The sequence below is a fragment of the Aliibacillus thermotolerans genome, assembly GCF_027853235.1.
Classification (GTDB): domain Bacteria; phylum Bacillota; class Bacilli; order Bacillales; family Marinococcaceae; genus Aliibacillus; species Aliibacillus thermotolerans.
Window position 1 is genome coordinate 24,580 of the sequence record NZ_WKJG01000028.1, and the last position, 11,033, is coordinate 35,612.

Consider the following 11,033-nt stretch of genomic DNA (forward strand, 5'->3'; position numbering starts at 1 on the left):
TTTTTTCCTATGAAAAAGGAATATTTAACCACTATTCATATCTTAGTACTTTTATGCTATATAGTTCAATGCATTCCTATTTATTTTAAATTTTTTCAATAATTAAATAATTTTTCAATTTACGAACGAATAAAAAACTCGCTGTCCTATTCCCTATGGACAACGAGTTTTTTATTATTCAGTTGTAACTAGATTGTATTGAAGAAGTGCTTTCGTATCACGCATTGCGTGTTCTTTAAAAGTTTCGCGAAAATAATATGCACAAGCTTCGGTAATCGAGGCCGTTTTCGATGGTTGAAAACGTTGGATTCTTTCAATGGTTTCCCCTTCTAATTTTAATTGTTGCAATATTTCATTTTCTGCCTTTTTCAAATTTAAATCGGTAGCGGAGCGAAAATATTCCATGTTTTTAGCGACGATGCGACGCGGTTCACTATATTGAACGAGTGAAAAATGAAAATCTGCTTTCAATTGACGATGTAAAGATAAATCTTCTTCTAGCTCTGTCATAAAAGATGGAGAAAGCGTTTGATGGTTTTTAGCATTTAACTCTTTATACACATCGATAAGCCGTTTCGACACTTGAGACAATTGACTTTCGATGTCGTGTTTTTCTTTCAAAAACGTCACCATCTCCTTCACGGATTCATGCACCGCTTCCGTGTATGTATCATTGATTTCTAGCGCAGCCAGCGTATGAAAGGTATTTTCTAGTTGATGGAATTGTGCTGGCTTATCACGTAACATGTCTTCTGCCAATTCTTCTACAATCATCCCTAAATAAATGAGTGCAAATTCTTGTTCACATACTGCTTGCAAAATATTTTCATCAGAAACAATATTTCCTTCTTTATCACATACGATAAAAAGACGACCTTTCAGTGATGAAGTAAAGCGTGAGTTTATAATTAATACGCAATATTCTTGATGATCGTAATGAAAGAAAGGGCTTTTTTGTACTTTTTCATACCATTTTTTATGTTTGTTTCCTATTTTTTTAAAAATACGATCCGCAGCCCAATGTCCTGGTGCATACGCCATTGGTGACACTCCTTTCTATTTGTAAGCGCTTTAACAATGGCAGAAAATGTTTCCGTTCATTAAGCTTTTTTCACGCTTTCTTTTTCACTTGGCCATTCTGGTCTCCGTTTTTCAAAAAATGCTTGAATGCCTTCTTCCGCATCCGGGTGCTTACTATTTGCTGCAATGACATCGCTCGCGTAATTTAACGCTTGGAAATCTTCCATTTGTAATTGTTGATAAAATTGTCTCTTACCGATTTCTAAAATTTCTAAGCTTTGTTTCGTAATATCTTTTGCCAATTGTTCTGTTCTTTCATCTAATTGGTCGCTTGGTACGACTTCATTGACCAAGCCGTAGGTGAATGCTTCTTCTGCAGTAATCAAATTCCCGGTAAATAATAGTTCCGCTGCTTTTTTCCTCCCGATATTACGGCTAAGAAAAACTGCCGGAGTGCTACAAAATAAGCCGCTATTAATGCCAGGTGTGGCAAAACGAGCGCTTTCACTGGCAACAGCAAGGTCACTAATGGCCACAAGTTGGCATCCCGCTGCCACTGCTACCCCTTCTACTTTGGAGATCACCACTTGCGGTATTTCACGAATGGTCCGCATGAATTGATAACATCGTTGAAATAGTTTTAGTACGTCTTCTTGTGACCGGGTTTGAATCTCTTGTAAACTATGCCCTGCACTAAAAGCTTTTTTTCCACCTTCGATTACTACTACTTTCACTTTTCTTTCTTTTGCGATGTTTTGTAACAGTTCATCGATTTCTTCAATTAATTGAAACGTAAGCGTATTATGTTGTTTCGTATTTTCTAGGGTCACATACGCAATTGCTTCCTTCGTCCTAACTGAAACATATTCCATTCGTTTCACCCTCTCTCAGTCCTATTTATATTATTATACAAATATTAGTGAATGTTTGCAAAATTCCTTCTTTGAACTACCACTTATATCAACTCCTTATTACTCCCAAGTTGATAGCATTGTAACTTACTGGTAATTATTTCATATTCCTCTCACTTCTTCAATACACATTTCCATTACAAAAAAGAGAGGCTTCGAAGACCCCAGGACCCGATATACTCCTAGATAATCTTTTCCCGCTACAATATGTAGATCATACTACGTACCAGCAGCGCTAACGCATGTTTCCCCCTTCATTTTGGCAACGGTCATTTGATCCTTCTCCAAATGAAGGGTTTGATTCTCTTCTATATAAATAGATTCCATGGGTAAGTGGATGGGAGCGAGTCTTGTACTTCAATTACTTCCTCTTTTGTTGGGTGAGGTAGCGAAATACGAGTAGACCAAAGTGCAAGTTGTTGTCCTTTTTTATTTCTGTGGGAACCGTATTTTTGGTCTCCGTATAACGGATGGCCTTCTGTTGCGAATTGGACACGGATTTGATGAGAGCGTCCCGTGTGAAGTCGAATGGACAAAAGGCTAAATCCTTCTTTTTGGCTCGTCACTTTATAGGACAGTTGTGCTTTTTTCGCATGCTTCATTTCTTTGGTGACAGCATGAACGATGTTTTTGCGCCGATCTTTCCATAAGTAATGTTCTAACTGACCGCTTTTTTTCGGTAAATATCCATGAACAACGGCACAATACTCCCTTTCAAACTTGTTTGTTTGCATGAAACGAGCAAGTCTTGAAGCGGCTTTTGATGTTTTCGCGAAAACCATTGCACCGCCTACAGGCCGGTCTAACCGGTGAACTAATCCTAAGTAAACGTTTCCAGGTTTTTGATAACGTATTTTTAAGTCTTTTTTTAATAAAGTAAGTAAGTCAGGATCTTTTGATTGATCTTGTTGTACAGGCATATTCACTGGTTTTGTGACGATGAGAAGGTGATTATCTTCATACAAAATAGGTATGTCCATGTAGTTGATGTCCTTTCCCTACATTTCCGGAATAAACGTAATCGGACACGGAGTCATCGCAAGAGTTGCTTGACTGACGCTCCCGATCTCACCAGTTGCATTTCCGCTTCCCTTTGTTCCCATGATGATACAACGAACGTTGTCTTCTTTTGCTTCCGCAATAATCTCTAAGGAAGGTGTTCCAATACGTATGGTAGTCGTAAAAGGAACATCAGCTTCTTCTAATATCTCAGTGGATTCTTTAATAATATTTTCCCCTAGCACTTCCAGCATCGGTTGGACATGAACGACGCGTATTTCATCTCCTAAAGCTTTTGCTAAGTGAATGCCAAACTGTAACGCTCGGATAGAAATAGCAGATCCATCAATTGGTACGATAATTTTTTTCGTCATTTTTTACCTCCCAAACGATGTCTTTCTTCTATATTACCACATTCGTCATTTCAATTTGAAAAAGTAGGAGCTGTCCAAAAAGTCATGATTGGTGACTTTTTGGACATTTTTTGTTACCGCTTCATCAAAAATTGCTTCTGGAAACGCCTCTTGGCCGAATAGGCATGTTTCCAACACCAAATTGTTGATGGAAGTAAGTCATGGATGGTCATGCCATCGTTTCATATAAAAATAGCTAATGGAAGCAGGCCATGAATGGCTCATAACACCGTTTCATTCAAAAATAGTTTGTGGAAACAAGCGATGAATGGATCATGGGACGGTTTCAATCCAAACACCATTGTGAAAGCAATCCATGTACGATGTATGGCACCGTTTAGCGCTAAATGATTGTTGAAAGGAACGCTCGATTTATTTTTCAGGACTTATTAGACATCATGATCATGTGAACTATCTTCTCAAGAGGAAGAATATGCAATTTTTGGTTTGTTTTCTTCCCTAGATTTGCTTTCTCTCGTATTCCTGTGAGGTCACCAACAACAATTGTTTCTACCCCTTGTTTTACAGCGATATCAATGACTTTCTTTGTCATGCAGTGGAAAATATGACATGTTTGTTTATTTTTCTTTCGATATAATTGCAGCACTCGTTTTGATTTTTTAGGTATTTTACACCTTTAGCTATCTGCCCTGCGTCAGAAATAGCTTGAAAATGCGCTCTAATTTCGGAGTCGATGCATCGATATCCTGTACTATACCAAGGAGGCTCTTTTTTGTTAAACCTCAAATTTCTTCATTACAGGAATGCTTTCCATAATTTTTGTTTGATCTCAGGAAATTTCAAGAAAAGTTTTCTGCCAAAAACACCTTTTAACATTTTCACGTGTAAGAAGGTGCTATTTTAGGATGGACAGTTGCAAAAACATGAATATGGTCTTGTTCACCTACCTCCATCATAATAATTTCAAACCCTTTTTCTTCAGCGATTTCTTGAAAAAGTGTTTTTAATACTGCTCAATTTCATGAGCGAGAACCTTTCTTCGATATTTCACCGACCATACAATGTGATAATTGACGTTATAAGGCTAAATCTCCTATTCAAGCAATTATGTTAGTAACTGTGATCGCAACCATTGTTTCCCTTATCAATTATGGATTTGGACTCGTTGTCGGTGCGCTCATGGCAATACAAATCGCAAAAAGAGTTCCTTCCGTGGATTATCGCTTGCTTGTAGCTACCTCAAGTGAGGTACTCGCGTTTTCTGTGTTCATCATGACCTACTGAATGCAAAGGGCTATTCTCTCTCAATTGTTCCGTCCTTCCGAATCGTTCTAGACCGATTCGTACTATGACGTCTGCTGACTCCTGATGGTTCATCTGTTTATCGCTAAACAGGTTATGAAGGGTACTTCACGTATCCATCAGGCCTCCCCGGGTAAGAATGTCATCTTTCCTTCCATCTATCCGCTTCATTTACTCTGTATCACCTTTGGCAGAAAGGACTTTGTTTTGTTCAGCAAACTCATCCAGTGATACCTAGCCTTATATGAAGTTCGTGTTCCTCGGACCGGAAGTTTGCCGCCCGCTTCCTTCAGATTCCGCGTCACCACGGGCACCCTTGCGTTAAGCTAACCACTACTTCTGCCTTCGTGGCTCGGGACTTGCACCCTATAGACTACACCCATGCCGGGCGCACTGATAATAGTAAAAAAGTTGCCCCCCTTGTCGCAGGTGAAGCAACTCTTTCATTCACTTACTTCTTCTATTAAAGAAGGATCATTATTTTGTGCTGCATTTACGTTGGATGAAACAGGATACATGTGAAGAGAGACGGAAGCACTTTGGGAGAGAATCTCTTGGAGCGTCTGAAGAGAATGATTGGGCCGAATCCACTCTTTTTCTAACTTTTTCGGTAAGATAATTGGCATACGATGATGAATTTTCTCCATTTCTTCATTTGCTTCCATCGTTAAAATCGCACAAGTAAAAACCGTTTCCCCCTTCGTGTTTACTGCTTTTTCCCAAATCCCTGCAAAGGAAAAGAGCTGGCGGTCTGTCAATTGAATTCGGTACGGTTTTTTTGTTCCATCTTCGTTCGCTTTCCATTCATAAAATCCATCCGCAGGAAGAAGACAGCGTCGGGAAAAAAAGGCTCGTTGAAACGTCGGTTTTTTATGCGCTGTTTCACTGCGGGCGTTAATCATCGGCTTTGGTCTTTTCTTTCCCTGCGCCCATGACGGAATAAATCCCCACTCTAGCGTTCCAAGCCGAGTGGATGTACCGTCATGAATCATTGCTAATATGTCTTGCGAAGGTGCGACATTATAATTCGGTTGGTACGACGTGAGCGTGTTTGTCGTCACGTCAAACTCCTTCACAATTTCCGGTAAAGACGCGGTTAACGTAAATCGACCGCACATTTCAAACCACCTCTTCCGAACGCCATCATATATGTACTGATTATGGCTTATTTCGAATTGTAATTTGATCTGTATTCACTCTATCCGGTTGCGTCACAGCGTGAACAATTCCATTCGCGATATCTTCCGGTTCTAAAAGCGTAATTTTTTCTTGGTTACTAATAAATTTCGTGCGAACACGATCATCGGTAATGTGGGAAGGAAGTTCAGTTCGTACTGGTCCTGGCGAGACATTCGTCACACGTATGCCGGTTTTTGAAAGTTCCATTTGTAATCCCATCGATAGCGCACGCACCGCATATTTTGTCGCAGAATAGACGTTAGAAGTTGGAAACACTTCATGTCCAGCAATGGATGAAAGGTTGACGATGTGCCCGCGATCTTGTTCTAACATCGTTGGTAACACCGCATGAATACAATGCAAGACCCCTTTAATATTGACGTCAATCATTTGCATCCAATCATCAATGTAACCATCTTTCATATAAGAAATTAACATTACACCGGCATTATTCACTAAACAGTCGATGGAACCAAAGGCTTCTTTCGTTTTTTCCGCTAAACGATCCACCGCTTCTTTTATTGTCACATCGGTTTTTACGATGATTGCTTTTCCATCTGTCTCCGTTTCAATTCGCTCTTTTAACTTTGTTAAACGATCTTCTCTCCGGGCCGCTAACGCCACATTCGCTCCTTTTTTTGCCATTTGAAACGCAGTTGCTTCTCCTATCCCGCTACTTGCCCCGGTAATAATTACTGATTTGCCGCGTAAGTCCATATCAAATAGCCTCCTTTTTCTTTTGACACAAACTTGTTACATCTTCATTATATCAGATAAAAGGTTTTTGACTCTTTTTGTCGAATCATTTTATTGAAATAATATTGTTAGGAGGGGGATCATATGAGGGAACAACGCCCAAACACAAATATTCTGTTAAAACATGAAGAGAAACAAAGCTATACGGAATTTGCGGACATACTTGAGACAATCGCAAAAAAAATTCGGGAAGAAAAAAAGTTTACAATGGTTCAAGACGGTAAACCGGTGGAAGTGAATTTGGCCGATATGTTGAAGGTCGAATATGAATATAAAACAAAAGGAGACAAGCATTCTTTTGAAATTGAATTTGATTGGTACGAAGGAGAAAAAGGTCCTTCCAAAATGGAAATCCTCTAAACAAAAGGGCTGTCCATATCGTATGAGACAGTCCTTTCTTTTATAAAGACTTTTTCCTATGGAACGAGTTGCTGTATCGGCTTCCTCTTAGGATACGTACCTCTTCTTTGAAAACTCTTTTTCGTCACATTATAATGAGGATGGTTTGGAAAAATACGAAGATACAGCAGGAGGTCTCACACTATGTTAGATGTTGATGTCAAACAATATCGTGAAACGGAATATGATATTGATTCTATTTTTTTAGAACGTTGGTCCCCACGGTCATTTTCAACGGAAGAAGTGGAAGAAGATGTATTGGAGTGTTTTTGATGCAGCGCGATGGGCACCATCCGCAAACAATATGCAACCGTGGCGATTTATTATCGCTCGCACAAAAGAAGACCGAGAAAGATTTTATCCGTTTATTAAGGAAGGGAATCGTCTCTGGTGTGAAAAAGCACCGGTGCTTATACTAATTATTTCTGATACAGAAGACGCGTCTCATGCATTTGATACGGGGGCAGCTTGGGGCTTTTTGTCTTTGCAAGCAAAGAAAAAAGGTCTCATTACTCATGCGATGACCGGATTTTATAAAGATAAAGCCCGGGAAGTTTTAAATATCCCTGAGAAATTTGATATTCAAGCATTGGTTGCGATTGGTTACCAAGACAGAAAGGAACTTTTACCGGAACAATTACAAGAACGGGAAAAACCGTCCCCAAGAGAACCATTATCGACCTTCCTATACGAAGGTACTTTTCAAAAATAACAAAGGAAAGATGATTCCCCGTTGATGGAGAATCATCTTTTTCTTTACTCTTCTGTTAATTCTTGTACGGAAACGGTCTGTTTCACATTTGGTTCATTTAATGGATGTATCGTTGCAACCCCTCTTTCTTGATCGACATGTTCAATGTACACCATTTCTCCATTATAAGTGACGTTTTTCATCGTTTGGTCATTCGCAATTTCTTGCGCACGGCGTGGATCGATTCCAATCACCTCATTTATATTTTTCTTTTCACCAGTACTATGTACCATCTTTGGATTTCTTATGCGGTTTCATTATAAAAGATTGTGTGAATGTGAAACTTTTTTTCCTTATATTCCGTCTGTTATGTTAAAATGCACTCAGTCGTTTTATTTGGAAAGGGGTATATGTGTGAAGAAAAAATGGATACTTAGCATGTTTCTACTCTTATTTCTCGCCATCAGTGTCGCCTGTAATGGTGATGACGAAGGGAACGAACAAGCAGCAGAAGAAACGAATGAAGAACAAACAGAATTGCCTGAACCGACGCTTGATGATATTCCAAACGTCGTTGCTGAAGTAAATGGGGAAGAAATACCAAAAGAAGATTTCGAGCCAGCTTATGTTTCTCAATTTCAACAAATGTCGATGCAAGCGCAGATGACAGGGGAAGAAGTAGATGAAGAATGGTTAAAAGAACAAACAATCAATAGCATCATTGGCACAACTTTATTAGTACAAGAATCGAACGCTCGCAATTATGAAGCATCAGAGGAACAAGTGAACGATACATTAACGGAATTAGTTGACCAATATGGATTCGAATCAGAAGAAGAACTTTTCTCAGCCTTTGAAGAACAAGGGATGTCAGAAGAAGAAGTAAGAGACATATTACAAACTGAAGTGAAGGTAGATCAACTCATTCAAGAAGAAGCCGGAGATACTACACCTTCAGAAGAAGAAATGCAAAAAGCATACGATGAAATGGTCGCCATGCAAAAACAATTGAGTGGAGATGAGGAAGAGATAGATATTCCTTCCTTTGAAGAAATGAAATCAGACATCGAACAACAACTTATTTTTGAAAAAGAAAGAGAAGCAACAAATCAATTGATTGAACAATTGCGTGAAAAAGCAGATATTACCATTTATTTATAATTTGTCATAAAAAAATGAGAGTGAGACATAACTAGCTAAGAAAAATGGTTCCAAGCACTAGGATTTGCTTGGAACCATTTTTGTAAGGTTTTCCCTTTTTTCTAACGGTATAATTCTTTAAGTTTTCCACCGGAAGCGCATACACAAGAAGTATAAAAGGGCCTTCAATGATTCTATGTCTATTTTTATTCCCCTGAACCTACACTACTTTTTCTTCTCATAAAGATAAAAATAATCACTAATAGTATAATTCCAATCAGGATGTAATAAATCACGGAGCTACTGTCACCGTTGTCCGTTCCTACTCCCATAGATAACGTTTGCTCGTCTTCTTCTGATTCACCTTGGAAGTCATTTGGATAAACGAGCTGCATCCCCGGTGTTTCTGGACCAGGAAAATCCGCTGCTGTTAATCCTTCTTCTACAGGAACGTCTTCACTGTACTTGTACTCAACGATGAGCGTTCCGTACGTTTTATTGTCATTTGGAGTCGCATTTTGAGTACCGGAAAGGATTTGTAAAACACCTTTTCCTTCTTCAAAATTATCATACGCTGCTACTTTAATATCACTGAATACTGCGTTATTGTTATCTGGATACACTTTGCTTAAACCCGGACCAATAATGTGCATACAATAAGGCAAGTCCATTTTAATTCCTTGTGGCAGAGCAAAATGCCATCCTGCTAGTGCTCGGTCATCTTCATGACCACCATCGTACACATCTTCCGAAAGTCCGACGACAAGCTTATAGTTCGTCACTCCACCGTTTGGGTCCACTTCAATTAATAAGCTGCCATCTTCTTGCATCATACTTTTTTCATCTGCTGTGCGAATGAAATCTACCGTAATCGCACCGTGATAAGGTTGTTCTGGCGACTGGGCCCCCTCATCCCCACCGTGACAAGTTAAGCAACTGCTACCAAATGTCGCTTGTTCCCCTTCATAATTTTCTGGATTATCCATCATTGGATTCACGAGCTTTCCTGTTTCTGCTAGTTCCGCTATCCCTTCCACTGGATCTAATATTTCAATTTCCGCTTCTTCCCAATTCCCCTGTCCAGATCCCGGATAAGCGCTTACAATGTTGCCAAAGCTAAAAAATAAGAATATGGCAATGATAGCAAGATGAAGAAACTTTTTATTTCTCTTCCTCAATATTTTCTCTCCCTATTTTTACAATAAATAATTTTTCTTTATTATAATACATGTAGGTGTATATGTAAATGGATCTTTTGATTTTTTGAATACTCCTAATATATTTCTGTATTTCTCCTCCTTGTATAACTTGCTGAAAATGAGCAAAAGATACGATGTAAAAGGATGAAAGGGCTATTACGTGATGAATCGTATCATAAAAGAATTAAATCAATTTTTAGAAGGTAATTACATGGCGATTCATGCCTATAATCAATACATTTACCATACCAATGAAGTGGAATTAAAGAAAACACTCCAAAACATCCAACAAAACCATAAAAAACACACGACCATGATCGCCGAGAGAATTCAAAACCTAGGTGGTATTCCGACTCAAGACGTAGGAATCAAAGGGCGCTTTGCTGAAATGATGCAGCATATTACCGGAAAAACGACGGATCCGGTTCACATCATAAAAGACGCATTAGCAGGAGAAGAGCGAGGGATCAAAAAATCAAAAGAGATGCTTAAAGGGGACTTAGATTCTGAAAGCTTCCAGCTCGTCAAACACATTTTAGAAGAAGATGAAAAACACGTGGAACGATTACAACAACTATTGCATGAAAAAACGAGTCGCGTTTAAAAAACATTAAAAAAAGCTATTCTATAGTGAAATTTCCACTTGGAATAGCTTTTATTATTTTGCTCTGATTGTGATATAATGAGGAAAATAAATCACGAAGAGGTGATAATCAATGAGTGAAAAATTATTACACCAAATTCTATCAAAGTTGACAGAAATTGAAACCAATAATGACAGAAGGTTTTCTTCTTTGGAAAAAGGAGTTTCCTCTTTGAACGAGAAATATTCCTCCTTAGAAAATAACGTAACATCTCTGAATCAGAAATATTTCTCCTTGGAAGATAGCGTAACGTCTCTCCATCAGAATTATGCCTCCTTAGAAGATAGCGTGGCATCTCTCCATCAGAATTATGCCTCCTTAGAAGATAGCGTAGCATCTCTCCATCAGAATTATGCCTCCTTGGAAGATAACGTGGCATCTCTCCATCAGAATTATGCCTCCTTAGAAAATAGCGTGAC

The 11,033-nt window shown here is 38.8% G+C and carries 14 protein-coding genes and 4 pseudogenes; 7 read left to right on the forward strand and 11 right to left on the reverse strand.

The window, feature by feature from the left end; genetic code table 11:
- Window positions 1-174: 174 nt before the first annotated feature.
- The 4 genes from GJS40_RS03275 to GJS40_RS03290 form a co-directional block, all read right to left on the reverse strand.
- On the reverse strand, window positions 175-1,041 hold the full coding sequence (locus GJS40_RS03275; RefSeq protein WP_270896116.1) for a hypothetical protein: 867 nt from the start codon (window positions 1,039-1,041) through the stop codon (window positions 175-177).
- Window positions 1,042-1,100: 59 nt separating this feature from the next.
- Window positions 1,101-1,892: an enoyl-CoA hydratase-related protein gene (locus GJS40_RS03280; RefSeq protein ID WP_270896117.1), complete on the reverse strand. Its 792-nt coding sequence runs from the start codon at window positions 1,890-1,892 to the stop codon at window positions 1,101-1,103.
- Between the two features lie 347 nt (window positions 1,893-2,239).
- A complete protein-coding gene (locus GJS40_RS03285) occupies window positions 2,240-2,911 on the reverse strand; it encodes an RluA family pseudouridine synthase (protein ID WP_270896118.1) in 672 nt (223 codons plus the stop codon).
- 18 nt (window positions 2,912-2,929) lie between these two features.
- Window positions 2,930-3,304: a universal stress protein gene (locus GJS40_RS03290; protein WP_270896119.1), complete on the reverse strand. Its 375-nt coding sequence runs from the start codon at window positions 3,302-3,304 to the stop codon at window positions 2,930-2,932.
- 255 nt (window positions 3,305-3,559) lie between these two features.
- Between GJS40_RS03290 and GJS40_RS03295 the strand changes: the two genes are divergently transcribed.
- Window positions 3,560-3,694 carry a hypothetical protein gene (locus GJS40_RS03295; RefSeq protein ID WP_270896120.1) on the forward strand — a complete coding sequence of 45 codons (135 nt, stop codon included), beginning with the start codon at window positions 3,560-3,562 and terminating at the stop codon, window positions 3,692-3,694.
- 28 nt (window positions 3,695-3,722) lie between these two features.
- Here GJS40_RS03295 and GJS40_RS14515 read toward each other — a convergent pair whose 3' ends face one another.
- The 3 genes and pseudogenes from GJS40_RS14515 to GJS40_RS14525 all read right to left on the reverse strand — a co-directional run.
- The gene (locus tag GJS40_RS14515; protein WP_377901852.1) at window positions 3,723-3,896 is read right to left on the reverse strand and encodes a hypothetical protein; all 174 of its coding nucleotides are present in this window, start codon (window positions 3,894-3,896) and stop codon (window positions 3,723-3,725) included.
- Window positions 3,897-4,182: 286 nt separating this feature from the next.
- Window positions 4,183-4,299, reverse strand: a pseudogene (locus tag GJS40_RS14520) (transposase); the annotation flags it as partial.
- Between the two features lie 8 nt (window positions 4,300-4,307).
- A pseudogene (locus GJS40_RS14525) lies at window positions 4,308-4,376 on the reverse strand (transposase); the annotation flags it as partial.
- An 11-nt stretch (window positions 4,377-4,387) separates the two neighbouring features.
- Here GJS40_RS14525 and GJS40_RS03300 point away from each other — a divergent pair.
- Window positions 4,388-4,546 (forward strand): annotated as a pseudogene (locus GJS40_RS03300) (TIGR00366 family protein); the annotation flags it as partial.
- Between the two features lie 503 nt (window positions 4,547-5,049).
- Here the strand turns inward: GJS40_RS03300 and GJS40_RS03305 are convergent.
- Window positions 5,050-5,724: an SOS response-associated peptidase gene (locus GJS40_RS03305; RefSeq protein ID WP_270896121.1), complete on the reverse strand. Its 675-nt coding sequence runs from the start codon at window positions 5,722-5,724 to the stop codon at window positions 5,050-5,052.
- Between the two features lie 40 nt (window positions 5,725-5,764).
- Window positions 5,765-6,502 (reverse strand): SDR family oxidoreductase, encoded by a 738-nt coding sequence (locus tag GJS40_RS03310; RefSeq protein ID WP_270896122.1) that lies wholly within the window; start codon window positions 6,500-6,502, stop codon window positions 5,765-5,767.
- Window positions 6,503-6,625: 123 nt separating this feature from the next.
- Between GJS40_RS03310 and GJS40_RS03315 the strand changes: the two genes are divergently transcribed.
- The gene (locus GJS40_RS03315) at window positions 6,626-6,901 is read left to right on the forward strand and encodes an amphi-Trp domain-containing protein (RefSeq protein WP_270896123.1); all 276 of its coding nucleotides are present in this window, start codon (window positions 6,626-6,628) and stop codon (window positions 6,899-6,901) included.
- Between the two features lie 183 nt (window positions 6,902-7,084).
- Window positions 7,085-7,652: pseudogene (locus tag GJS40_RS03320) on the forward strand (nitroreductase family protein).
- A gap of 44 nt (window positions 7,653-7,696) precedes the next feature.
- On the opposite strand, the gene GJS40_RS03325 reads toward GJS40_RS03320, so the two are convergent.
- Window positions 7,697-7,876, reverse strand: a complete 180-nt coding sequence (locus tag GJS40_RS03325; protein ID WP_270896446.1) for an H-type small acid-soluble spore protein — start codon at window positions 7,874-7,876, stop codon at window positions 7,697-7,699.
- A 169-nt stretch (window positions 7,877-8,045) separates the two neighbouring features.
- Here GJS40_RS03325 and GJS40_RS03330 point away from each other — a divergent pair, with 169 nt between their 5' ends.
- On the forward strand, window positions 8,046-8,792 hold the full coding sequence (locus tag GJS40_RS03330; protein WP_270896124.1) for a SurA N-terminal domain-containing protein: 747 nt from the start codon (window positions 8,046-8,048) through the stop codon (window positions 8,790-8,792).
- A 185-nt stretch (window positions 8,793-8,977) separates the two neighbouring features.
- Here GJS40_RS03330 and GJS40_RS03335 read toward each other — a convergent pair whose 3' ends face one another.
- Entirely contained in the window at window positions 8,978-9,949 is a 972-nt protein-coding gene (locus GJS40_RS03335) for a hypothetical protein (RefSeq protein ID WP_270896126.1), read from the reverse strand.
- Window positions 9,950-10,133: 184 nt separating this feature from the next.
- Between GJS40_RS03335 and GJS40_RS03340 the strand changes: the two genes are divergently transcribed.
- Both GJS40_RS03340 and GJS40_RS03345 read left to right on the forward strand, forming a co-directional pair.
- A complete protein-coding gene (locus GJS40_RS03340) occupies window positions 10,134-10,574 on the forward strand; it encodes a ferritin-like domain-containing protein (protein ID WP_270896128.1) in 441 nt (146 codons plus the stop codon).
- Between the two features lie 112 nt (window positions 10,575-10,686).
- Window positions 10,687-11,033: hypothetical protein (locus GJS40_RS03345; protein WP_270896130.1), on the forward strand; the 347-nt coding region annotated here is incomplete at its 3' end.